Below are 26,548 nucleotides of genomic sequence, written 5' to 3'. Positions count from 1 at the left end.
AATAAATTTTATTCTTCAATATGTCCGGCAGTAAATGCCCGGAAATATTACTGCACCTTCGCTTCTCTTCTTTCCTTAAGAATCTTTGCATTTTCTTCCACTCTCTTCTTATTAAGAGGATATAAAAACTGTAATGCAAGGAAGAGAAGTATCATTCCTAATGCCGGCACAAGACAGGTTACATTGTAAATGCCGTCTACCACCTTAGGATCATGTGCCGTAGCTGCCGTATAACCTATGATTGAGAGCAGTACCCCTGATATTCCTGACGAACAGGCCTGTCCTAACTTTCTTGCAAATGAATATACTGAATATATGGTTCCATCCTGACGGACACCTGTTCTTACTTCTGAATCATCAATTACATCTGTAATCATAGCCCATATCACCATATTAAACATTGCGGTTCCTACTGATGATATCAGTACCAGTACAATCCATACCCATACATTATCTGTGTGAATAAAGAATAATATTAAAAATGCTGCTGCACTTATTATACTTCCAATCACTGATAATTCTTTCTTACCGACCTTTGCTGACAGCTTTACTATAAAAGTAGAAAGAACAAGTATAACAACCATTCCTGCCAGGTTTGCCAGCGACATCGCTGAAACATTACCAAAATAATTCGGATATATATAGTTATTCATGTTGCTAAGTGATAACTGTGCAAGCAGGAATAATAACGCACATACTATGATGCCAATTAATGCCTTGTTATGGGCGATTTCACTAATAAGCTCCTTAAATGAAAACTTCTGTGTATTCTGCTCAACCTTTACTCTCTCTGTTGTCATATGATAGCAGAGCATATAACAGATGACTGCTCCGATAGAACATACAAGCGCACCTATCATCATTTTCTCACCGGATAATACTTTATTACCTGCTGCATCTGTATAGTATACTGCAAGCGGTAATACGACGCCAATCACTGTCTGTGCAAGTGTTGCACCAATTGTTCTCCAGTTGGAAAGAGAAGCTCTGTCCGTTGGATTATCCGAAATTGCTGATGCCATTGAACCATAAGGAATATTAACGCCTGTATAACATATACTGCCCCAGAGCAGATATGTGAAAAACATCCAGAAAATCTTAAAGCCCATTGGCATTCCTTTAAAATATGTTGCATACATCAGAAATGATGCTAAAGCAACCGGACCACACATTCTTCGAATCCATGGAGCGAATTTACCCTTCTTCCCGGGTCTGCTTCTGTCTACAATCTGTCCCATCGTAACATCCGTGACCGCATCCACAAATCTGGCTGCCATCATCATCAGACCGACTATTGCTGCTGAAACACCCATGACATCCGTATAAAACTTAAGCAAAAACATTGTTGACAATATAAATGTAAAATCATTACCGAAGTCCCCGAACATGTAGCCCAGTCTGTCCTTCATCCCGAAAGGCTTTACCTTTCCGTTATTCTCTTTCATAATATCCTCCGTTTCCTGTACTCCTGTACACCTTATAATTTTTAAAGACCGTCCTTAAATATTTTGTTTTCTTTTCTATGGTTTAATCATAACGTGTTTTACAGATTCCGGTTATTACTAAATTTAGTATAATTAGTACAATTTTTGTTTGTGCAATTTTTATGGTAAAAATTATACTATAATGCATTAATATTCTACTAACATGTTAGATTTATATTATTGACATGTTAATGTTTATCCGTCAGCATAAAATTATACTTATTATCCGAATGTTTTTTATAATTTGGTTTTTACGTAAACTTCTGTTATAATATTTTTACACATATGGATCAAAATATACAAATAACTATCGGGGAGTAGCGAAAACAAATAGCCATGATTGCAGATGAGAAACCGCCTACGCGAATTTCTCATCGCATCTTCGCGACAAGTCGCTCAGAAATGGGGAGTAATATGAACTATAAAATATATTTAGATTATACAATGGATATATTATCCCATCTGAAAATTTCATGCCATATTATCGATTCACCATTTATCTGGAACGAACAGTATGATGGCGGTCTTCGAAAAACGATATGGAATGATGCTGCCCACCGCAGCCAGATGAATGATTTTAATCGTTTCGTCAGCACTTACAGTAAGGATAATACAATATTAATAATACACGACAGCTTTTGCTGCGAATATATTTATTTAAAATTACCGGATTCAGATAAAATATTTATCGCCGGACCTTTTTCGTTTGAAAAATTTACCAACCAGCGGATAACGGAGCTATGCACTTACAATTCCATCCCGGCCCGGTTCAATGAATTTATGCAGTTATACTATGCAGCCCTCCCTGTTTTTACAGATGAGCGCTGCATCGAAAGTATTATAAATACGCTGTGCAGCAAATTGTGGACACATTTTACAATTGAAAAAAAACGTGTTCTGACAAAAAATAATGAACAATATATGTATAATGACAAAACACCCGAACCGACACGACAATCTATAGAAATGCTGGAAATGCGGTATAAGGAAGAAACCCTGCTCATGGAATCTATTGCACACGGAGATTACAAATCCATTGAAAATATGAGGCATCTCAATGCTTCTGATATAAAGCCGCGCCTGACAGACACCATACGCGACAGAAAGAATTTTATGATTATTCTTAATACCATCTGCCGCAAAGCTGCCCAGTCTGCTTATGTACATCCCGTTCATCTGGATGAAATATCGCGTAAATTTGCAATTAAAATTGAGGCCTGCACTTCCATTGCCCAGCTCGAAGCCCTTGAAAACGATATTACACGACGATACTGCATGCTGGTGCAGTCTTATTCGCTGCGGACATACAGCAAACCCGTACAGAATATCATTAATTATATATCCTTTAACCTGACAGCAGATTTAAGCCTTACTGCAATTTCCACTGAATTTTCTTTAAACAGCAGCTATCTGTCGACACTGTTTAAAAAAGAAACCGGTACCACCCTGACAAATTACGTCAATGGCAAACGGATGGATCATGCTATTTATCTTCTTAATACTACCATGCTTCCCATTCAAGATATTGCTGTCCAGTGTGGAATAAATGATGTCAATTACTTTACGAAGCTGTTTAAAAAAACAAAAAATAAAACACCTACACAATACCGTGAATTGATACAAAAAAAGCATTGAAAACCCAGATATGGGTTTTCAATGCTTTTTTTACTCTTTCTCAAAATACTGTGGATAAATTCCCTTCAATTTGTCCAGTTCATTAAAAATTCTGCTGATATGTGCCTTTATAACTCTAAGATACATTCTTTTGTCCTTTTTTTTAATAGCTTCTATAAGCATCTCATGTTCATCGTTTGTTTTTGCACTGATAGAACTATTCAACTCTGCAAGATATCTGATTCTGTTATAATGGCTCATCTGTGTCTGAATGATATTTTTGGCAAGCAATTCTCCGGAACACTCATAAATCAACTCATGAAACGCATTATCAATCTCTATTCTTGGAATTTTTTCATTTTCTTCCGTGTAATGAATCAGTCTTTCATTCAGAATCGCCATTTTGTCAAGCAGCTCACTGTCCGCATTTTCAAAAACAGCATCAACCATGCCCATCTCAAGACTTTTTCTGACAAACCACTCCTGTGCAGAACGTCTGCAGTTAATACATGCCACATAGGTCCCGGACTGTGGAATAATCTTTAAAAGACCTTCTTTCTCAAGATTCACAATGGCTTCTCTTGCCGGTGTTCTTGACACATCATACCGCAGTGCAACTTTCTGGGCACTGATGGAATCTCCTGGCAACAGCCTGAAATTCATGATGTCATATTTCAGCTTTTCATAAGTTTCTTCATTTAATGATTTTTCCATCGCTTCGCAGCCTTTCCATCCATAAGAAACCGCCTGTTCTACATTACAGATATTTTTTAAGTGTTGCTCTTACTGCACCTTTTCCTGCAATTTCTTCAACAAACAGTTCTTCAATTTTATCACCGATTCCCGCTTCATATAAATTTATACCAAATATATTCGCATTTGACAATAAATTTTTAAGCTGGCCTGTATAGGACGATGGTTCTGCAAATCTTACACCATCAAGCTGTGCCTTTAATTCTTCTGCCATAGGGTCTGCTGACAATTCAAAGCTTTCTCCATTGTCATCAACGCCAAGAAGATACCGGCACCATCCGGCAATTGCAAGCGGTATTGCCGTAAGTGATTCTGCACTTCCCTCTTTTTCAACGTATGCTTTAATCGTTTCGCCATATCGTATGCCAACTTTTTGTGATGTATCCGTTGCAATTCTCTGCGGTGTATCCGGCATAAATGGATTCGGTATTCTTACATGAAGTACCTCATCTGCAAATTTTTCAGGCGAAATGATACCCGGATCCGTAACCACCGGCATCCCTTCAACCAATCCTATCCGTCTTACAAGCTCTGAAAGTTCCTTATCCTTCATTTCATCTGCAATAAGATTATATCCCAGAATGCATCCATATACTGCGAGTGCTGTATGCAGCGGATTCAGACAGGTCGTCACCTTCATCCGCTCCACTTTATTAACAGTATCCCTGTCTGTCATATACACACCTGCTTTTTCAAGCTGTGGTCTTCCATTTGGAAATCTGTCTTCAATAACCAGATATTGTGGTCCTTCCGCATTAACAAATGGCGCAATATAAGTCTTCTTAGACGTAATCACAGGCTTCATCTGTTCAACTCCTGCCTGCTCTAATGCTGCAGCCACTGAATCTGCCGGTCTTGGTGTTATTTTATCTATCATGGACCATGGAAATGATATTACATTTTCATCATTGACATAGTCCGCAAAATCCTGTCCTACATAGCCCTTTTTCTGCCACTCGCGGACCATTTCCGTTATTGAATTTCTCAGCTTTTCTCCATTATGTGAACAGTTATCCATAGAAACGACCGCAAGCGGTGCTTTACATGTATTAAATCTTTCAAATAAAAGTGCTGCCACAACTGCCATTGCCGATACCGCCTTATCCGGTCCATTATCTATATCACTCTGGATAAATGGGAAAAATGCACCCTTTGCATCACGCAGGGCATATCCCTTCTCTGTAATTGTAAATGAGATCATCTCAAGCTGCGGATTTGCAAAAATCTCCTTTAATCTTGACCAGGCTTGCCTTGATGCCGACTGTGCCTTCACCGCTTCCGTAAGAGAACCGAGTACCCTCTTGTCTGTACTTCCGTCTTCTTTTAGTGTAACCGCCATAACAAGATTGTCAAACGGCTCATAAATCTTATCCACAACATCAAAATCAAAGGTCTCCACGCATGTAATCCCTTTATCTGACACCCCCTGCTCAATTAACGAATCAGCAATTCCGCCTATAAAAATTCTAAAGATATTGCCAATACCAAAATGAACCCATACCGGTGATGCCTTTGTATTCTCTGCTACCTTTCTGACATCATATGCCGGCAGTTTTATACCTGCCTCTTCCCATGCTGTTTTATCTTTAATTCCATCTATTGAAAGTTTCATATTCATCCTCATTTCTGAGCAGCCTGTTACGAAAATGCAATGAGATATCCGCAAAGATAATTTCCCATCTGCCATTATAGCCGGTTGTTTTTGCTCAGAAACAACCGGCTGTGTAATATCTGCGTTACAACATACCGTATAAGCAAATTACTGTCCTGACTTGTCTACGGCTTCCCATAAGCCATTCAGATAAGTTGCTCCCAATGCCCTGTCATACAGACCATATCCCGGCATTGCAACTTCATCCCATATCATTCTGCCATGATCCGGTCTTATTGCCCCATCAAATCCGGTATCATATAAAGTCTTAATAATCTTATACATATCCATTGAGCCATCTGATGATAAATGTGCAGCCTCTTCAAAATCCCTCGGTGAATTATATTTAAGATTCCTTACATGGGCAAACGGAATTCTGCCTCTGCATGCCTTAATAATCTCACAAATATCATTATTCTGGTTTGAACCAAATGAACCTGTACAAAGAGTAATTCCATTATACGGCTTATCAACTGCATCAAGAAGACGGGTAACTGAATCCTTTCCTGTCATAATTCTTGGGAGGCCAAAAATCGGCCATGCCGGATCATCCGGATGAATTCCCATTTTAATATCATACTTTTCACATACCGGTCCGATTGCTTCCAGAAAATATACAAGATTATCAAACAACTTTTCTGCATCAACATCCCGGTACATTTCAAAAAGCTCTTTTAATCTGTCTAATCTCTCCGGTTCCCATCCCGGCATTACAAAGCCATTGGACATTTTTTCAACGGATTCCCTCATATGTTCCGGATCAATCATATCTACGGTGTCCTGATTATATGCCAATACCGTCGAGCCGTCCGGCCGTACCCTTGCAAGCTCTGTCCGCGTCCAGTCAAATACAGGCATAAAATTATAACATACCATATGAATATCCGCTTCGCCCAGTGCCTGCAGCGTTTTAATATAATTATCAATATGCTCATCTCTTTTTGCAGTTCCAATCTTAATGTCATCTGACACATTCACAGATTCAATCCCTGCAATTCCAAGTCCTGCATCGTTGACAATCTTTTTAAGCTCTGCGATTTCCTTTGGCAGCCATAGTTCCCCTGCCTGCTTTCCAAAAAGCGTCGTAATGACATTCTTTACTCCCGGAATCTGTCTGATCTGCTTAAGGGTAACACTGTCATATCCCGGTCCGTACCACCTTAACGTCATCTCCATTATAAAATACCTCCTTAAATATAAAATACATGTCTTATTTCTTTGTTATCATCATACTAACATGTCAGTGCTAACATGTCAATGTATTTTTTTATACAAGAAGGTTATTTATTAAAATTGTTTTATCGCAGCTTCATTGTCCCTGCCCTGCTTATTGCTCCCACACTGTATAAAGAACCAAACGCACACACGCCGGTATTTTTCTTTTGACTCATCCTATATGCCAACTGAACTGCTTCCTCTATGGTATCCATTACAGATACTGCTCCTGTATAACCGCATTTTCTGACTGCATCTGCGCACTCATCCGCACTCATGGCACGCGGGCTGTCCGGTGCAATCGTGATAAAAGCGGCTGCGTATGGAAGCATTGTCCTAAGCATCTGACAGGAATCCTTGTCGCGCAGGATTCCTGTTATAAAAATAAACTTTTCGCCTGCAAAGTAGTTTTCTAAATTTGAGCGCAGCGCATTGATTCCATCCGGGTTATGCGCACCATCAACAATAAACAGCGGTGCTTCTGACAAAATTTCAAACCGCCCCTGCCAGTAAACGTTTTTCATTCCGTCATAAACTGCATTTACCGGTATCCGATATCCCTTCCGGATCAGACAGTCCATTATTTCCAGTACAACCGCAGCATTTTCACACTGATAATCTCCCAATAAAGAAAGTCTTATGCCTGCATACTGTTTATACCCAAAGGTCTGTCCATGTATGCTTCTGTCCGTAATTTTAATATTTTGTACATCCGTGCTTTTAAAACCGGCTTTCTTTTCCTGACATCTTTTTATCAGTACATTCATGACGGTTTCACTCTGTCCGGCTATTACGACCGTTCCGTTTTCTTTAATAATCCCTGCTTTTTTCTGCGCAATTTCTTCCAGTGTTGTCCCCAGAAATCCCATATGGTCATAATCAATATTGACAATTGCTGCAACCTCCGGAACTTCAATTACATTGGTTGCATCATCACAACCGCCCATGCCGACTTCCAGCACCACAAAATCACACCTGTTTTCATTAAAATATAAAAAAGCGAGTGCCACAGCCTTTTCAAATTCAGACGGAACATCTGTCATCTTTGCGCATGCATTTCTTACCAACTCTGCATATCTTACAAATTCTTCTTCGGAAATCATTTCTCCGTTTATCCTGAACTGTTCCCGGTACACAGATATCACCGGCGATGTAAAAAGCCCTGTCTTATATCCTGCCGCTTTAAGAATTTCTGCTGTCATGGCACACACAGAACCTTTTCCATTAGTTCCCGCAACATGGATAAATTTAAGCTTTTTCTGCGGACAGCCCAGTCTTTCCAGTAATTCTTCTATTCTGCCAAGACCAAGCCTTATGACTCCGTTATGTGATTCCTTTATAAAATGCTCTGCTTCTGTATATATCATACTTTTCCTCTTGATTTTAAATTTATGATAATGAACCATCCAGTCTGCTTAACAGCTGTCCTACCGTGCAGCCTAAAACCGGATGTCTGTGATACGGCGCAATCTGTGCCATCGGAATTAATACAAAACCGCGGTTCTGCATATCTATATGCGGCACGGTCAGCGCAGGGGTATCTATGATACAGTCATCGTAAAACAAAATGTCCAGATCCAATGTCCTCGGTCCCCAGTGTATGGTCCGTTCACGCCCCGCTTCTGCCTCAATTCTGTTAAGAAGCGCCAGCAGTTCTTCCGGATACAGCAGTGTTTTAATCTCTAATGCCCCATTTAAAAAGACATCCTGTTCAACACCGCCGTAAGGCTCTGTCGTAATATAATCGGATACCTTTACGACCTTACAATACGAATGGTTTTTTAGTTTTTCTACAGCTTCGTCAAGATATGCTTTTTTATCGCCCATGTTCGACCCGGTTGCAATATATGCCCTGTGCCATCCTCTTGATATTTCAACACTGACACTGTCTACGGGAATCGCAACAGGTGCCCACGGTTTTTCTATTTTCACATCTACTTTTTCCGCCAAATCATACCGCAGCAGTAATTCCTGTGCAAGTTTCTCGGCAACGGTTTCAATCAGTTTAAATGTATTATTCTGAAAGAACTTTAAAATATCCCGGCTTACATCCCCATAATTTACGGAACACGCCAGATCATCCGTCAATCCCGCTTTCCGGGTATCGGTATACACCACGACAGAAACCAGAAATTTCTGTCCTAACATATTCTCGGCTTCAAAAACACCATGGTTTCCAAACACAACTAATTTATCAATTGAAATTTTATCCACGTTAATCCTCATTTCTAAACAGCTTGTTGTAAAGCGGCGATTTCTCATCTGCCATCTTTGTTATTATTTTGACAGGATTGCCTCTGTCATCTTAATAATTCTGTAATTTTCTTTTACATCGTGAACTCTTACAAAGGAACAGCCTTTCATGACACCGATAACCGTTGTCGCCAGTGTTCCCTCCACCCGCTCGTCCGCCGGTAAATCAAGTGTCAGTCCAATCACGGATTTTCTGGACGTTCCAAGTAATACCGGATAATTGAGCTGCTTCATGATTTCAAGATGATTGATAATCTCAAGATTCATTTCATACGTTTTGCCAAATCCCACGCCGGGGTCCAGCATAATCTTATCATCGGGTACATTGGCTTTCTTTGCAATTGCAATGCACTCCTGCATATCCCGGATAAAATCTTTTTGAAAATCATCATATACGGCTTCATTCCTGTTATGCATAAGGCAGCATGCCGCATTATATTTTGCTGTATATGCTGCGACTTCCGGGTCATGCTTAAAGCCCCAGATATCATTTACAAGGTCCGCTCCCGCCTGCAATGCCGCAAGTGTGACCTTCCCCTTATAGGTATCAATTGAAACCGGAATATCAAAATGCTTTTTCACCGCCTCAATCACCGGCGTTACCCTTGCAATTTCTTCTTCTTCAGAAATCACTACATGTCCCGGCCTGGTGGATTCCCCTCCGATATCAATGACGTCCGCTCCATCCCGTATCATTTCCTCTGTATGCTTTAATGCTGCATCCAGCGTATTAAATTTACCGCCATCCGAAAAAGAATCCGGTGTTACATTCAAAATTCCCATTATATAACAGTGGCTGCTTAAATCAAACTCTTTATTACCTATTTTCATACAATCTCCATTCCTTATCTGCTGCTGCCTGCAGCTTATTAATAATCAATTTCCAGATTCATCTTCTGTCTGTCCCAGTTACATTCCGCCTGCGCCGCGCACGCAAAACAGTTTCTTGATTTCTTATCCGCCCAGTATAACATTTCGTATAAAGGCGTGTCCGCGCCGGTGTCTTTTATCCGGTGATGTAGAATAAAGTCCTTTATCAGGCTGATTTCTTCTTTTGCAAAACCGCAGTCCGGCAGGATTCTGTCACACAGGGCCGCTCCCGCCATTTCATGTGGAATCCCTTTTTCTATCTGATCTATTCTTCCGATATCATGCATAAATGCCGCTGCATATATGACCTCTTTTGATATGGACAGTTCCTGTTCCACCGAATAAATATACATCAGTCTTGCTACATCCAGAAAATGCTCCAGCGTATGATTACAAAATTCCCGGTGTTCCTCAGCCTTTTGCAGCGCATTATATTTTTTCTGATATAAAGGATGTCTATATATTAGATTTACACGTTTCATGTCTTCACCAATCCTTCTAATATCAGCCGGACACCCGCTTTTATTTTTTCACTCTCCATCTTTTCCTCTTTTTTTATGTAAACAAAAAAGCATTCATACCCGTTCTCAGGAAATGAATGCTTTATATTTTCTGACAGCGGATGCGAAGGCACATCGCAAATCCGCTTTACAGGGATTTTTCGTCCAATGGCAACTTCCCGTCCATTGACACTTTACGCATGACTTCTACTCTGTTCACATCTATTTGTTTTTGCATCTTTTACTATATCTGTTATACTGCCAATTGTCAATCCTGTTTTTAACAGGGCGTTATACATTGTAATTTGCAGTTTTATTAAAATCCGGCTGGTTTTTCAGCCGGCCATGATTTTCTGAGTGCCGCATAGGAAATTAGAAAGTTGGCAAACCAGCCGGCCGGTACAGCAAGCCATACATATGCAATGCCAAAACGCGGAGCACATATAAGGGCAACCAACAGACGGATTGCAAGATTTACCATATTAGCAATGAGGAATGGCCGCATGATTCCAAGTCCACGAAGAACCCCGTCTGTTGCCATCTTGATACCCATAAAGATGAAAAAATAGCCAAGCCATTTCATATAATCCCCGGACACCTGATATGCTAAATCGGTTCCATCCTTACCCAGGAATAACGAAGAAATCTGAGTATGTAATGTTTCAATCACTATAAAGGCAAGAACTGCAAAACATATATCTAATACAATTGCAGCATGGTATCCTTTTTTGATACGCTGGTTCTGTTTTGCACCCAGATTCTGGGAAACATATGGTGAAACGGCATTTCCAATGGATACAAAAATCAGGGAAAAAACATTTTCTACTCTCATTGTTGCCGAATAACCTGCAAGCGCCTGTGTACCGAATGGATTTACAACCGCCTGTACTATCATCATGCCAATAGATACTGTAGACTGCTGCAAAACAGATGGTACAGCAATTTGAAGCATTGAATATAACTCCTGCCTGTCAAACCGTTTAAAGCTGCTTTTATACCGGCGCATCCGGCAAAAGAAAATCAGAAGTGAAAAAACAGCAGAAATCCCCTGTGCAATCAGCGTTGCAAGCGCTGCACCAAACACGCCAAGCCTTAAGCCTGCTACCATCCAAAAATCCATAAAAATATTCAGAATAGAAGAAAATATCAGAAGTCCCAGCGGAATCTTTGACTCACCGATTGAGGTGAACATCGTTGAAAGGATATTATACATAAACAAAAACGGAAATCCTACAAAATAAACACGCAGGTATAATACTGCTTCATCCAGTATATCAGCAGGTGTCTGTAATGCATTCATCATTATATTAGAAAATCCAAAACCAAATACACCCAGAAGTATGCTTAGAATCAGAAAACTAATCAATGATGTTGATACGATTGTTTTCATTTTACTATAATCCCTGGCACCAAAGTAGCGGCTCACAAGCACCCCTGCACCTACACCGGCACCAAGTGCCACACAAATGAATACATTCGTAAGCGCAGCACAGGCTCCAACTGCCGCAAGTGCAGAAGAACCGACAAACTGACCCACAATAATTGAATCAGCCATATTATATATCTGTTGGAAAAAGCTTCCCAGAATCATAGGCATTGCAAAAACAGTCAATGCTTTAAGAGGTGCATCTGTAATTAAATATTCATCCTTTGACATTATTCTATTCCTCCATAAATCCACAGCTTTTAGCCGGAAGTACAAGCATAGCATCCATATACCCCCACCGGAAGCGATGCCGCAGCATACATGGGAGTTAAACAAATGTCAATAATCTTGTGGTTTATTCTCTGCCAGTCTCATAACTTCCTTCCATGCCGGTGAGAACAGGTAATAACCTATCATTGCAAACATTCCAAAACTGAAAGATATTGGAAAACACAGCATTACCCATGTTCCATCAAAATATCTGTTAATAATATATGCACTTGGAATTCTGACTGCCCAAAGCATGAGAATATTAACAATGGTCGTATAACGCACCCTTCCTGTTCCATTTACAATAGATATTATACAATTAAAAATAGCATAGAACCACTGGGAAAGCAACATGACAACAACATGTCTGCTCGCATACATCAGCACCATTTCATCTGATGAAAAGAAACGTATCAACGGTTTATGTATCATAATGAAAAATAAGCCACAGCCAAGGGTAATAAGTCCGGAACATATTGGAATTTTCCAGTGTCCCTCCTTAATTCTATCATATTTTTTTGCACCGTAATTCTGCCCTGAAAATGTAGTGGCTGCCGAAGACAAGCCGGTAATTGCTATATTGGAGCAGCCCGTAATTCTTCCTGCTACTGCACCCCCTGCCATAAATACGGCGCCCTGGGAGTTATTAAAAGTCTGTAATGCAACATGCCCTAATGAATACAGCGAATTATTAAGTCCGACAGGCAGACCAATTGCCAGGATATCCTTCATCATTTTTCCTGAAAATCTTCGTGGCAGGAATGTAAACTGAATCTCCGGAAACATCTTTCTTATATAAGCAATACTTACAAGCCATGAAATAAACATCGCTATACTTGTAGCAAGTGCTGCACCTGCCACATCCATGCCAAATCCTGCAACAAATACTAAATCAAACACTATATTGGAAATACAGGATACAACCAGAAACCATAATGAAGCCTTGCTATCCCCAAGTCCTCTTAATATTCCGGCATTCATGTTATAGCCCAGATTTCCAAGCGTACCTAAGAATACTAATCTCGTATAGATTAGTGCAGCATCCCATACATCCTGCGGAACTTTCATAAATTCAAGAATATACGGTGCTGCAAACCACCCCAGAATTCCAACCGGAATTCCTATAATATAGATAAATGTTATTGAGGTTCCACATATTGAAACAACCTTATCGGATTCCTTTGCTCCGGCATATTGTGATATAAGAATAGACACACCGGTTCCTATTCCCAAGAAAACACATAATAATACTTCAACCGGCTGCGAACTCGTTCCGACCGCCGCCAGCGATGTATCACCACAATATTGACCTATTACAAGTGCATCGACTGTTGTATATAACTGCTGCAAAACATTTCCAATAATAATTGGTATCGCAAACAGTATAATGTTTTTCATAATATGACCTATCGTCATATCAATCTGTCCTTTTCGTGAAACTGCCATCATTTACTCCTTATTATAAAATAATCCATTCATTTCTGCTACTTATAATAATACTGTAATTTAATGCCATTTTCTAGCGATTTATGGCATGAACTACAGAAAAAGTATCCATATTTTATTTTATGATATCAGGAGCAGACGGTTTGAATCTGCATAAGCTATGTGCTTGTAGCGCGCAAAAAATGCAGCAATGATTTTAAATTCATTGCTGCATTCTTTTCAACTGTTCCCTGCGGGAATCGAACCCACAACTAGCGCTTAGGAGGCGCTCGTTATATCCATTTAACTAAGAGAACAAATAAGGACAGTCTGAAGATTTCAGACTGTCCTTATTCTATCACAATTAGCTAAAACGGTCAATTGCTTTCTCGTTATGCCTACTGTAACTTGAACTTGTTGATTGCTTCTTTTAATGCAACTGCGATTTCATCAAGCTCTACTGTGCACTGATTTAAATTGTGCATTGTTGCATTAACTTCTTCTGCGGAAGCAGTTACTTCTTCGGATGCAGCTGCTGTTTCTGTAGAAATAGAAGCGACATCTTCCATTCTGTCAATTACATTTCCTCTGCTGTTATCCATCTGCTCATTTAACTTGGCAATGTTGTCAAGACCTTCCGTTAAAGCGTTGATAGAGGTTGAAATTGTATTAAACAGATCCTTTGTATCCTGAATAGACTGGTTCTGTTCAGTGATAATCTGGTTCGTTTCATCAAGTGTCTTTTCTACCAGTGCAGACTTATCTGTAATCTCGGCAACAATCTGCTTGATTTCATCGGTTGACTGCTGTGACTGTTCTGCAAGCTTTCTGATTTCATCTGCTACAACTGCGAAACCTCTGCCGCTCTCACCTGCTCTTGCCGCTTCAATACTTGCATTCAGTGATAACAGATTCGTCTGTTCTGTAATTTCTGTAATGGCATTGGAAATGAAGTTAATCTTTTCAATACTCTGAATCATTTCATCTACAACGGACTGGGAAATCTTTGAATTTTCAATAGACTGCTCGCCCTTGCCGATTAAATCTTCTACAATCGTGATACCCTTGTTACTCATCTGCTGGGTTTCAATCGACATATCGTTAATATCACTGACATATGCCTTTGTTTCGTGTAATCTCTCTGCGAGATTTTCAACTTCCTTCGTCGCATTGTTCGTGCTTTCCGCCTGCCCCTGTGCCCCGATGGATACACTCTGGATTGCTTCAGAAACCTGATTTGTTGTTTCGGTTGTTGTCTTGGAAATCTCAGAAATATTATCTGATGCCTTGATAATAACCTGTGAACGTTCTTCCACATCCTTAATCAGTATGGATACATTATCAACCATTTCATTAAAGTTACCTTCAAGTTCACCAAACTCATTCTTCTTCTTAATTGGAATTCTCTGTGTTAAATCACCGTCTGCAACAGCCTGCATAACACTGTTAATCTTCTTGATTTCCTTTGTAAACATCATTGTTACAAATAATGCAATGACAATACCGATGATAAATGAAATAATACCGGATGAAATCGTTGCATTAACAATCTTATTCACAACGCTTGCTGTTTCATTGGAACTGATAAAACCAACCAGTGTCCAGTCTGTAATTTCATCTCTGGCTACTACAACGTGTACTGTCTTTCCGTTAATCTTTTCATCAAAATCCTGAACATTGTAAATTTCTTCCGGCGACTCTGCGTTTAACTTACTCCAGAAATTGTAGCTGCTTACACTGTCTGAAGAATATGTATTCTTATCGTTATTTACAATAATCTTACCATCTTTGTTTACAAGAACCACATAACCTGTATTTAACAGACCGATGCTCTGTACATAATTGGTCATTTCTTCAAAATTAATATCCATGGCAACTGCACCATAGTTGCTGTTATCTGAATACTTGATTTCCTGTGAAACGGTAATGACAGTATTTCCCTGTGAATCTGTATAAGGATCTGTAAACTGTGCATATACGCTGTTTCTTGCAGGTGAACCGATTGTAGACTTATACCAGTCTTTTGCTGTATTATTCACACCGTCCTGGATAGACTTTTTGTTACCCAGCTTATTCTTTGTATTATCCCACTCTGTCCAGCCTGTGATCAGGTGTCCCGTAACAGTTGAAAAATACGCTCTTTCTGCACCGTTTGTAACTTTAACGGAAGCAATTAATGCATCCTGTACTGTTGTTACATTCGTATCATAATCGCCCCTGTCTTCCAGATGCTTTACGGCATCATTTCTTGTTAAAAGGTCTATTGGCTGACTGATATTTTTCAGATAATTAGTAAATCCCATCTTGGTTTCCTGTAATGTCTGTACACTTGTCAGCTTCAAATTTTCTGTCTGGGCTGATTTTGTTGTTTCTATTGCCCTGAATGCAAGTATCAATGTTGGAATCAAAATTGCCAGTACAAAAAATCCGACAAGCTGCACTCCGATTCCACGAAGTTTCTTACTCATAATTTCATCTCCTATTAATATTCTTAAACTCTTATAGTTATTCACTGTTTCATATTAACACAATCTCCTATAAATTGCCATTTATTTTGCAAAATTAATATTTTATTAACATTTTATTAAAATTGCACTCTGCCCTGAAGCCATACCTGTCCCTTAAAACGCCGTCCGACTGCCGGTTCCCCCAGCAGATCCGCTTCGTTAATCGCCATGCGGAACACCATATTGTTACATTCCAGTGTCATCTGGTAGACTTTCTCATCTGTATAAGTATTTCTTACCTCCGACAACTCCAGAATTTCCCCCATCACAGAATACTGGTCACATTCGACACCGCACGGCATAAATGTTGAATCTACGATGGAAAACACATCTTCATGGATAATACGGTGTGAGATTTCCGTATAAGTATCAATATCTTCAAGGGTCAGGCTCTCCATTGCCTGTTCATCACCCCTTTTAGCTGCCGCAATACGCCGTCTTCTGCTTTCCTCCGCTTCTTTATCCTTTTCCTGCTTTTTGCGGATTGGAAGCAGTATCATCCCGCCAATGGATAATGCCGTCATGACTGCCCGTTTACCCGGAACCGGATTTTTTACGGAAGCACCTCTTGTGTCCAGCAGTTCCGGAAGCTTCTGATTCCCTGCTGCTTTAACCAGATAATCCAGATAATCCATAATATTCTGTAAATAAAAAATCAGCGTAACCCCTGTCTTTGCCTCATCACAGACTGCTGCAAACGACTCCTTATCCAGATGCCGCTCTATCGTAATCTCATCATTCTGCGTTCCCACGCTTCCCATTAAAAATGGAAAATGATATTCATAGACAAACCGGTTTTCCTCATATCTTCCATAAATATAAACGCCCATGGATTCGCCTGCTGCTACCACCATTGAACCCCTGTTTAATTTTTGATTTTTCAGCACCAGCCCCTCATCAATGCACTCTTTTATCCCCTCTTGTATAAATTCTGCCTCAGCTTTGGAATCCATCCTTGAAAATCCAAGCGCTCTCATATATAAATTCATATATTATTTTTGAATAAACTCCTCTGCTTATAATGTATCGACAATAAATACCGTCAGATACTTTAACAAATCTTTTTCCACTTCTTCTTTATAATCTGTTCCATCTGCATATCGCAGCATACGGATTACCGGACGGTCTGTAACCTCCCGGTTCTGGCGTACAACCACACCGATTTCTCCTTCATTCGTCATGACATTCATGCCAACCGGATACACTGCTACCGATTCAAGCAGCTTATTCGCAATGGTCGCATCATATTCCATGCCCGTATGCACCTTGATATACTCGATGGCTTCATAAATCTTCATCTTCCGGTTACCGATTCCACTCACCAGGCTGTCAAAATCATCACAAACGGATACTAAGCGCACTTCTGCCTTTAACTTGCCATTTCTCTGCTGGAACGGAAAGCCTGTTCCCTTTACGTTTTCATGGTGAAGAAGAATAATCTCTTTTGCCGTATCGGACAGCCATTCTTCTTTTTCTACAGAGCTGTATCCATAGATGGTATGCTTTTTATATTCCAGTAAATCCCTGTAATTCATATCTTCAATACTAATATTCTCATACGGTACGCGGATATACTTTAAACCAATATCATGCAGAATCGCCCCAAGCGCCACATTATGTACCTGACGCTCTGTCATCTTCAGCTTCAATGCCAGAATGGTTGATAATGAACACACATTAATACAGTGTGTATACATATCTGTACTGACATTGCGGATTTCCGTCACATTGGTCAGGACATCATGGTCTGAAAGTACAGAATCAATAATATTTTCTGCCGCCTCTCCAATCTTTTTTAAATCCGAATTATGTTTATAAATATGTCTGTCAAGAATCCCCGCGACAATTTCCCTTGAACGGTCTGTCGTTTCATCCAGCCTGTATATTTTCTTTTGCTGCGGCTCTTTTTCTTCTTTCCGTTCTTTTACAATCTGTCCGCTGCCGGTCTGTTCTTTTACATATACATAGCCGATCCGCTGGTCCGTCAGCTTTTGAATATATTCTTCCTTTAACTCTGTATCGGACTGTACAAGAACCGTATCAGATGCTGACATCACAGGGACTGCCAGTATTTCATCACCTTTTAAATCTTTTACATCCACACGTATCATAATAACTCCAATCCGTTACTCCAATAACTTCTGCATATAAATTTATTCCTGTATACAGCTTTTATTTTTTATCCAATCCTTTTTATTAAAGATATCATAAATTTATATTTTTTACAAGACAAAGCGGACGCCTAACTCTCATTTAGCGCCCGCTTTTTTTCATTTTTTTAATTATTTATGCAATCAGATGTTGCGGTCAAAATTCCCCGCCTATGATATCTGCAACTATTCTTCTGTATCGTTTTTTTTCTTTTTAAAAAGTACAAAACCAATCACTGCCATGCTGGCAATCAGAATAATCACGATGCCGACCACCTTGCCAGATGAAACAGAATCACCTGTCTGAACCTGTGTTTCCTCTGCTGCATTGTCTGCCGCTGTTGTTTTTTCCGTACTCTCCGTATTCTGGATTGTCGGATTTTCCGGCTGTTCCGGTGTTGTCGGCTGTTCCGGTGTTGTCGGCTGTTCCGGTGTTGTCGGCTGTTCCGGTGTCATCGGCTGTTCCGGTATTGTCGGCTGTTCCGGTGTTGTCGGCTGTTCCGGTGTTGTCGGCTGTTCCGGTGTTGTCGGCTGTTCCGGTGTCGTCGGCTGTTCCGGTGTCGTCGGCTGTTCCGGTATTGTCGGCTGCTCCGGTGTCACGGCTGTATCTTTATACACAACTGCGTAAGTTGAGAACTGACCGGTTGTAAATGTAATGGTCATATCATCCTGATTGAATTCAGAAGATAAAACAACTGCATCCTTTCCATGAACTCTTACAATATCATACGTTCTCTTCTTTGATGTATCCGTATTGCGAAGGCTCTCAGGAACTGTAATCTTCATTGTCAGCGCCTCATTTGTATCTGTAACAACACGGGTACTTTCTCCAACTTCCGCTTTTAATACAATATCAAGATACATTCCGGCACTCTGTCCGTCTGATAACTTCTTTGCTATCAGTTCCTTCTCTGTATCTGAAACGGTTGCGGTAATATCTGCTATATGAAGAGATATCGCTGTCTTTGCACCATTGGCCGCAGACTTTTGTTCTTCCTGTGTCAGAACCTTCTTTACAATGTCATCGGTTGTTCCCTCAACTGCAACTGCCGGTGTATTTTCACCTGCAACAACATCAATGCTTACATCAGTTTTACCGTTGTTGTCATCGCCCTTGTTGTCGTCAAGTTTCGGAATAACTTCGGTTTTTGTTTCACCGCAGACCGTACAGGTATAAGTCTTTACGCCCTCGGCTTCTGTCGTTGCTTCTGTTGTAACCTTACCTTCATCCCATACATGTCCTGTTGCCGGAATTTCTTCTTCCTTTGTGTCTCCGCAGACTGTACAAGTGTAAACTTTTACACCTGTTTCGGTACAGGTTGCTTCTTTTTCGATTGCTCCGTCATTCCATGTATGCTCTGTGTGTTCTTTATGTACATCATTGTAAGCTGTCTTTTCCCACTGCAGTGTTGTCATCGTCAGCTTTCCGGCACCTGTGTAAGGCTGTACCTGTGTTTCAAGGTCTGATGCCGCGTACAGGGTGTAGCCGCTGTATGGAAGACTTTCTATAAATTCTCCTCTGTCCTGAACTAATGCCGTTTCGCCTTCTTTATTCGTGTTCAAGGTTATCTTTAATTCTTGTTCTTTGCCATCCAGCAGATACATCGTGTTAAATGCATTAATATAGCCGGCCTCACTGTCACCGTTACCACTGATTAATGCGTTAGTCATGCCGGACATATAGCAGTTTTCAAGAAGCATGTGCGCACCGCAGTTCGAAGAAGCGCCGTTGCTTACAATCTTCTGTGAAAATGCCGAACCGACTGTATTCTGGATATCCAGACGCATATTTCTTAAATCCTGTGCATCCATAATACAATTATAAACGTGTGCCGTACCAAAACGCAGTCTTGGCATTCTGTCCATTGAATCCTTGTAGTAATTGTTTGCCAGTGTTACGGTAATGTTTTTAGCTGACGTATCTGTATCGGACTGTCCGAGCAGATGTGTCTTTTTCTGTCCATATGCATAGTTATAAATCTGCTGATCTGTCATGCCCGCATCCAGTAAATGTTTATAATACGGATAGTTGTCCGGATTTTCCTTCATGGCATTCATCATCGTATCAAAAAATACGCTGTCTTCACTCGCCGGTAAAAATTCACACCATGAAATGGTTACGTTGCTGCTGTCTACCGGTGTCTTAACATCAATCACACCGTCATATGCTTTATAGAACGTACAATGGTCAATCCAGATATTGGAACTTCCCTTTTCAATTGTCATGTAGTCCCAGTCATTACGGTCATATGCGCCTTCGGTTGCATCATCCCACTCCCAGATTTCATCAAATTCGATGTTTCTGATAATGATGTTGCTTGAACCTGTAATATCAATGCAGGTATGTGTAATCTTTGCACCGTTCTTTGAGTAAATCGTCAAGTTACTCATATCCTGTAACTTTAACATGGATACACCTGTCTGTATCAGTGTCGGGTGTGTCAGCGGTGCAAGCTTATGTGCCGTAATAAATGCTTTGTAATTCTCAAAGCCCTCAACCTCGTTCGTTCCCAGTGCAATATCACTTGTCAGTTCGAGCACGGACGGTCTACCGCTTGCTTTTATACTCTGGATAGCCTGTAAAAATTCTTCGGCTGAACCTGCGGTGTAATAATCCTTAGAAGATTCCATTAATAATCCGCCGCCGGTTGTCTTTCCGCTCTGTGCGTATCCTTCGAGTACATATTTATCCAGTCCGGTATCATCACCTTCCATGCCGGAATAGGTATCGGATACGTATTCTTTCTCAACAAATTTGTTCTCAATACCAGTATTTACGGTTCCCACATATCTTCCGCCAATCATCGCTACGATTGTATATGGATCCCAGCCTAAATAACCGGTGGTTGTCATTTCTTCCGCCTTTGCGGATGAAATCTGTCTTCTGTTAACATTAATTGCATAACCCGGTCCAAAGCTTCCAAATTCAAAGAATCTTGCGCCTGCTGCCGGATTTCCGCTCATATCCGAATACGGATTTGCAGTATTGGCACGGAGAATTTTACCCATGTAACAGTCAATCCATGTAATATAGGCATCTGCTCCCCACGGTCTTGCAAGGTAATATCTGCTGCCTGAACAGCCCGTTTCCGAAAGCACACGACACTTGTAAAATGTCAGTCCGTATGCCGCATCAGCTCCTGTCTTTGGAGCACATACATAGCCGGAATTTTTAGCTGCGCTATAACGGAATACCAGCTTACAGTCATTAAAGAATGCCCTTGGCTCATTTCCGTAAATAAAGTCTACATTTCCTGCAATATAACACTTGTAATAATACTGTGTTCCTGCATTAGCACAAAGTGTATCCTGATATCCTAAAATTCTTACATTAACATACAAAGTATTTTCTGCATCATTTCTTAATGCATCGCAGGATTCATTGGAAAGCGAACCGTCACCAAGGTATTTATATGTATTTTCAATGGTCAGGTTTTCTGCTGAAAATCCGGTTGCCGCCTTTCCGATGCTGACTGCACAGCGCTGGCTCATGTCACCGCCGACCCATTCTTTGGTATCATAATAAATTCTTGTCTTTTCACTGTCTTCACCAATGAGTGTAATATACGGTGATGTCACTGAAAGATGTTCTTCGTAATCGCCTTCTTTAACAAAAATCACAACGCGCCGTTCATTGGACGCTGCTACAGAATTGACTGCTGCCTGTACGGTCTTGTAGGTTGCAATTCCATTTACCTCTTCGCCGTCTGTTCCATCATAAGCAGCATCAACCACTTTCTGATAATTCGTCAGATACACAAAATTAAAGGTTTCTCTTGTGATATTGCCATCTTTATCCGTGAACCGTAATTCCACATCATTTCTGCCCTGTGCAATCTCCTTATCGTCAAATGCAAAGTTTTCTTTGGCTTTCACACTCTGTGTGTCTACTGTTTCTCCGTTAATCACCAGTGAAACATCTGCCATCTTTTCAACGACACCTTCAAGGGTAATCTTACCATCAAATACGGTGTCATAAGACCTCTTTGTAATCGTAAATCCTACCGCATCATCCTCGTATACATAATCTCCCTTATGTCCGGCACTTGGCACTGCCCATACCGTTTCTGACGGATTGCTGTAGTTATCCAATGTGGTTCCAATGTAAGAATTGGCAACAATATAATAGTAATACGGCATTTCTTCAGTTACGTCCGTATCCTCGTAAGCACATTCTGTTGTCGTTGCAATTTTCTTAGCATTTTCCTCTGTGTCATCATAAGAATAACGGTATACGTCATACGCTGTTGCATCATATACCTTATCCCAGGCAAGCTTTACTTTGTCTGACGTTGAGGAAATGCTGACAATCGGTGTACTTAACGGTGCTATCACCGTAATCGCATCGGTCTGAACAAAGTCATTGTACTCTCCGCTTACACCGAGTTTTCCGCAGACTCTGAAATTATAATCCCCGGCATTTTTCAGCTCATACCGGTATGTTGTATCTGTAATAGCCGTGTCCACATTTTTCCATGTCTGACCGCCGTCATCTGATACCTGAAGCACATACATACCGTCACCGTCTGCTTCTACTGAATTCGTCCAGCTTACGGTAATATAATCTCTTGTTTCTGCCTGCTGTGCTGTTACACTTTCAACTACCGGTGCCGTACCCTGCGCATAATAACATGCGTTCTGGTCATACAGACACGTTCCGTCTTCTGCCGTATATTTCATATTCTGAATCACAGCCTTGACCCCTGCAAATACAAAACCATAGGACACGGCTGTATTTTCACGGTCTGTCTGAAGCAGCATTGTTGAACTATATTTATAAACGATCTGCTGCTCTTTATCGTCTTTTGGTGTAATGCTGATAACCAGACCTTCATCTGTCTTTACAAGTTCAAATCTGACACGTGTTCCTAAAGTCACATTTCCTGTCAGTGCACCTGCCGCACCCACCATTTCTGATGAAGATTTGGAATAAATCATCTTTAATTCCGTACCTTTACGGATACCTGCCGTTGCAATGCCGTTTCCGTTAAATGCGCCAAAGAACACGCCGTTAGAACTGCTTGTGCCGCACTCTAAAATCGTCACATCTGCCGTGAGCTTATTTATATCCGCTGTTTCATTAAATCCAAAGTAGCTGACACTGTCACTGATACTTTCTTTTCCGGTTAAAGTACCACCTGTCTGTGTAACGACCAGTCTTTGACCTGTCGGCTGTACAACCAGCGCATCCGGTGTACCGTAATCATATGTCTTTGGCATTTCCGGCTGTTCAACATATTCTACGTCCTTTGCTGCATAGACAACGGATATTTTACAAAGATATGCGCTTCCCGTTGATACGATTTCTACCGTTCCGGCTTCTTCTGAATCATAGGTATAGGTAGAAACCGCCGTTGTCGTATCTGCCGCAGTTCCTCCGATTGTATACAGCGCACGCTCCGCCTGATATGCTTCAACCGAAATCGTACATTTTCCGCTGACCGGCACGGAAATCTTTGCGCCTGTCGTAAACTGTGCTGAATTCGGTGTAGGACCGTTTGGTACAAGCTTACCTGTTGCTGCATCAACATAAAGTCCATTATAATAACCGGTTGTTCCATTGATACTCTGCTGATAGTAATTTCCATCATCACTGTATACAAAGGACCAGCTTGTCACTTCTTCAAATGTAAGTGTCTGTGCAGCTTTTTTCCCTGCAACCGTTACATATAAACCACTCTTTACGCAATACGGCTGTGCAAGAAAATCTCCTGAAAGCTGTAACAGATACGTACCGTCTCTTAATGAGATTGCTTCCTTATTACTAAATATATAAGTATATCCGTCATCCTGATTTATATAGGTATACGTGATATTTTTACCGCTTAAATCCGGTGTATCCGGCAGCGTAAGCGATACCTGATACGTAGGCTTTAATGCTACCGTCATATTCAGTGTACTGTCTTCTGAATAGGTAACATTTTCTGCCGGTGCAGTCAGTTCATAGTCATTGACACCCTGTAATGCTACACTGTACGGCATATCCTTTTCGAGCTTTGCCGTATAGGTCTTGTTCTTTGTATCTACTGTAACTTCCGGCACATACTCTGTTTCCCCAGCTGCCTTAAACAAAACATCCAGTCTGCTGATATCATAATCATCAGCAAATCCGCTGATACTGCCTGTTACAACACAGGTACTTAATTTCACCAGCTTTAAATTCGCTGTAATGTCTGCACTCTTGTCTTTACTGATAACATGTGTTGTCACACCGGATGCAATCTGATATTCTGCATCACTGACTGACAGTTCATAAGTCATTTCTTCATCTTCTGCCGGAACGGCGATCTCATACGTTCCGTTTGTAATTACACCCGTATAGGAAAGTTTTGTTGTCTGATTGGTTGCAACAATGGCTGTTCCATCAGGGATTTCTGCAGAAGATGTAATACTTCCTTTAATCGTTGTCTTGTCGAGTGTTTCACAGGCAATGGCAAGGGACTTAAAATAAGTATTTGATAATGCTGTTAATGTTAATTCACCTTCATCACCATCCAGATAGCAGGTAATTTCTACTTTTCTGTAATTGTTATCTTCCAAATACACTTCATTTTTTGTACATTCTGCCTTTAAAAGACCTGTGCCTGAAAGACTCAAATATTTATCTGTTAGCACGCTTTGTGTATCTGTGCTAATATTATTTTTATTAATAATAAGTGTTAAAGTTGCTTTCTCTCCCGCTGCCGGAATCGTCATCTGGGTTGTTGCATTAATCTGGATTCTATACTGTTGAGTCGTATCCGGTGCAAATTTACCTGCAGATGCATCTACATATAAGACATCCCCGTCTGTATTTGTATAGGTTCCCGTTGTCTTCTGAATGGAGCTTGCCGAATTAGAAGCTACTACACTTCCGTTGCTGTAAGTCCATTCTGCCGTCGTGTCCCCGCCTTCGGCAAAGCCGGCAGAAGTCACTGCAAGGCTGGTTGAAGAATCTGCCTGTACAGACCTAAAATACTCCTGCTTCTGCATGGTGAGTGTCACTGCCGACACATTTTTATCCGGTGTACCGGTAATCGTATAAGTTGACCAGTCGCCTGTTCCTGTTCTTGTGATTTTTACATTCTCCATGCCGCTTACAAGCACTGGATTTGCATTACTTTCTGTAATATCATAATAAGATACGATTGTAAGCGTACAGGTCTTTGCGCCCTCTACAACCGGAATGTCCAAAGACACCCCGTTATTTGCCAGAAAGTCACTATCCCTTTTTGTAAATGTGGCTGTTCCTGAAATCTGAATCGTATCGCCTGTATCATTGGTAAGTTTTCCGCCTTTTACACTTGCCGCCTCGGCATCGTCGGAATCGGTTAATGTTGAATTGGCAGCTGTCCATGTTGCCGACATCTTTACTGCTGCCGCCGCTGTTACATGAAACAGCCCTTCCGGAAACGGTATCACGGAAATAATCATGGCTACCGCCATAATCATCGCTGCAATCCGCCGGAATTCCGGTTTTTTGCGTTGAATTCTGTCCATTTTTCTCTCTCCTTTTTTGTTTATTTTTTCCCTTAGTATCATTCTTCTTTTGTATAGAAATTAGCCTTATATAGTTCTAGAGTACTATATTCGACAAGAGACGACAACTGATTTTTGGCTGTATTTTAGTAAAAACCACTGATTTTATTGTATTTTCCATTGCTATTGCCAAATGTGCAATAATATGTTATTGTACCAATAGAATATATTCTAAATCACAGTTTAAGCACAGTTTTATATCAATTAATATGTGTTTAAAATCTGATTAACTGTTGAAATCTAAGTTTTTTAGATTTCGTCTGTATTTTTTCACGGTTTTTGGAATTTACTGCGGATTCTGAAATGTCATTCTATATTCGTTCAGACACCATTTATAACCGGTTTGAAATCCCAAAAGACTTGAAAAAATTTTAGAAAATTCATTGAAATGCTTGTCGACAATCCCACAAGTCCAGTATAATAAAAGAAAGGAACCGTCTGCCTGCTGCAAAATGAGCATTTTATTAAAATGCCCGACGGCAGTGAGCAGGAACGGATTACGGATTCCAGTTTTGAAATTATCAGTAGTGAAGAAACATCAATACCACAGGTACTAAAAAATCAGCTTTACGGCGGCTCTTCCAGATGGGTGACTTAACCCGGTATGCCAAAGCTGCCGGAATTAAAAAAGTCCAGTCTGCTGTAAAGCTTCTAAAAAGCAGTAAAAGTATCACAGAGGTAGCATTTCATACAGAACTTCCACAGGAAACAGTAGCCGAACTGGCACAACGTATATCCACAGAAGTCAAATAAACAGACCCGGTCACAACCAAATGATTAACCGTGTCTGCCATAAAAAGAGCGCACCACTGGCACGAAGTGCCTTTTGTATAATGGGGCTGTCGCTTTAACGATTGAAAATCGTTAGGGTACCAGCCTCTTTTTCCTATAAAAATACGATTTTTAAGTTAC

17 protein-coding genes, 1 tRNA gene and 1 riboswitch are annotated in these 26,548 nt (G+C 40.5%); of the genes, 3 read left to right on the top strand and 15 right to left on the bottom strand.

Going from position 1 to position 26,548, the window contains the following annotated elements; all coding sequences use genetic code 11:
• Positions 1–47: 47 nt before the first annotated feature.
• Positions 48–1,445 carry an MFS transporter gene (locus WMO37_RS10610; protein ID WP_022432445.1) on the bottom strand — a complete coding sequence of 466 codons (1,398 nt, stop codon included), beginning with the start codon at positions 1,443–1,445 and terminating at the stop codon, positions 48–50.
• 453 nt (positions 1,446–1,898) lie between these two features.
• Here WMO37_RS10610 and WMO37_RS10605 point away from each other — a divergent pair, with 453 nt between their 5' ends.
• Positions 1,899–3,119 (top strand): AraC family transcriptional regulator, encoded by a 1,221-nt coding sequence (locus tag WMO37_RS10605; protein WP_349154987.1) that lies wholly within the window; start codon positions 1,899–1,901, stop codon positions 3,117–3,119.
• 30 nt (positions 3,120–3,149) lie between these two features.
• Here the strand turns inward: WMO37_RS10605 and WMO37_RS10600 are convergent, their stop codons facing one another.
• The 14 genes from WMO37_RS10600 to WMO37_RS10535 all read right to left on the bottom strand — a co-directional run bounded on the left by WMO37_RS10600 (position 3,150) and on the right by WMO37_RS10535 (position 25,597).
• Positions 3,150–3,812, bottom strand: a complete 663-nt coding sequence (locus WMO37_RS10600; RefSeq protein ID WP_349154986.1) for a GntR family transcriptional regulator — start codon at positions 3,810–3,812, stop codon at positions 3,150–3,152.
• A 43-nt stretch (positions 3,813–3,855) separates the two neighbouring features.
• Entirely contained in the window at positions 3,856–5,463 is a 1,608-nt protein-coding gene (locus WMO37_RS10595) for a mannitol dehydrogenase family protein (protein WP_349154985.1), read from the bottom strand.
• 147 nt (positions 5,464–5,610) lie between these two features.
• Positions 5,611–6,678, bottom strand: a complete 1,068-nt coding sequence (uxuA, locus tag WMO37_RS10590) for a mannonate dehydratase (RefSeq protein WP_349154984.1) — start codon at positions 6,676–6,678, stop codon at positions 5,611–5,613.
• Positions 6,679–6,800: 122 nt separating this feature from the next.
• Positions 6,801–8,084 (bottom strand): bifunctional folylpolyglutamate synthase/dihydrofolate synthase, encoded by a 1,284-nt coding sequence (locus WMO37_RS10585; protein WP_022432450.1) that lies wholly within the window; start codon positions 8,082–8,084, stop codon positions 6,801–6,803.
• A gap of 22 nt (positions 8,085–8,106) precedes the next feature.
• Positions 8,107–8,931 carry a 2-amino-4-hydroxy-6-hydroxymethyldihydropteridine diphosphokinase gene (gene folK / locus WMO37_RS10580; protein ID WP_022432451.1) on the bottom strand — a complete coding sequence of 275 codons (825 nt, stop codon included), beginning with the start codon at positions 8,929–8,931 and terminating at the stop codon, positions 8,107–8,109.
• 63 nt (positions 8,932–8,994) lie between these two features.
• Positions 8,995–9,801, bottom strand: coding sequence for a dihydropteroate synthase (gene folP / locus WMO37_RS10575; RefSeq protein ID WP_227090925.1), 807 nt, complete (start codon positions 9,799–9,801; stop codon positions 8,995–8,997).
• Positions 9,802–9,839: 38 nt separating this feature from the next.
• The gene (locus WMO37_RS10570; RefSeq protein WP_349154983.1) at positions 9,840–10,322 is read right to left on the bottom strand and encodes an HD domain-containing protein; all 483 of its coding nucleotides are present in this window, start codon (positions 10,320–10,322) and stop codon (positions 9,840–9,842) included.
• Positions 10,323–10,454: 132 nt separating this feature from the next.
• Positions 10,455–10,557: riboswitch (THF riboswitch) on the bottom strand.
• A gap of 99 nt (positions 10,558–10,656) precedes the next feature.
• Positions 10,657–11,997: an MATE family efflux transporter gene (locus WMO37_RS10565; protein WP_349154982.1), complete on the bottom strand. Its 1,341-nt coding sequence runs from the start codon at positions 11,995–11,997 to the stop codon at positions 10,657–10,659.
• A 108-nt stretch (positions 11,998–12,105) separates the two neighbouring features.
• On the bottom strand, positions 12,106–13,482 hold the full coding sequence (locus tag WMO37_RS10560; protein WP_022432455.1) for an MATE family efflux transporter: 1,377 nt from the start codon (positions 13,480–13,482) through the stop codon (positions 12,106–12,108).
• A 224-nt stretch (positions 13,483–13,706) separates the two neighbouring features.
• A tRNA-Arg gene (locus WMO37_RS10555) sits at positions 13,707–13,778 on the bottom strand.
• Positions 13,779–13,859: 81 nt separating this feature from the next.
• On the bottom strand, positions 13,860–15,929 hold the full coding sequence (locus WMO37_RS10550; RefSeq protein WP_022432456.1) for a methyl-accepting chemotaxis protein: 2,070 nt from the start codon (positions 15,927–15,929) through the stop codon (positions 13,860–13,862).
• Between the two features lie 116 nt (positions 15,930–16,045).
• A complete protein-coding gene (locus tag WMO37_RS10545; protein WP_227090883.1) occupies positions 16,046–16,957 on the bottom strand; it encodes a DUF3881 family protein in 912 nt (303 codons plus the stop codon).
• A 27-nt stretch (positions 16,958–16,984) separates the two neighbouring features.
• A complete protein-coding gene (locus WMO37_RS10540; protein WP_349154981.1) occupies positions 16,985–18,079 on the bottom strand; it encodes an HD-GYP domain-containing protein in 1,095 nt (364 codons plus the stop codon).
• A 225-nt stretch (positions 18,080–18,304) separates the two neighbouring features.
• Positions 18,305–25,597, bottom strand: a complete 7,293-nt coding sequence (locus WMO37_RS10535; protein WP_349154980.1) for a pectinesterase family protein — start codon at positions 25,595–25,597, stop codon at positions 18,305–18,307.
• Positions 25,598–26,105: 508 nt separating this feature from the next.
• Here WMO37_RS10535 and WMO37_RS10530 point away from each other — a divergent pair.
• Together WMO37_RS10530 and WMO37_RS10525 are read left to right on the top strand one after the other, a co-directional pair.
• Positions 26,106–26,234 carry a hypothetical protein gene (locus WMO37_RS10530; protein WP_349154979.1) on the top strand — a complete coding sequence of 43 codons (129 nt, stop codon included), beginning with the start codon at positions 26,106–26,108 and terminating at the stop codon, positions 26,232–26,234.
• A complete protein-coding gene (locus tag WMO37_RS10525) occupies positions 26,222–26,389 on the top strand; it encodes a hypothetical protein (RefSeq protein ID WP_349154978.1) in 168 nt (55 codons plus the stop codon). Before WMO37_RS10530 ends, WMO37_RS10525 begins: the two co-directional genes overlap by 13 nt.
• Positions 26,390–26,548: the final 159 nt, after the last annotated feature.

The sequence above is a fragment of the Lachnospira intestinalis genome, assembly GCF_040095895.1.
GTDB classification, from domain to species: Bacteria; Bacillota; Clostridia; order Lachnospirales; family Lachnospiraceae; genus Lachnospira; species Lachnospira intestinalis.
This window is presented reverse-complemented; position numbering and strand designations above follow the sequence as displayed.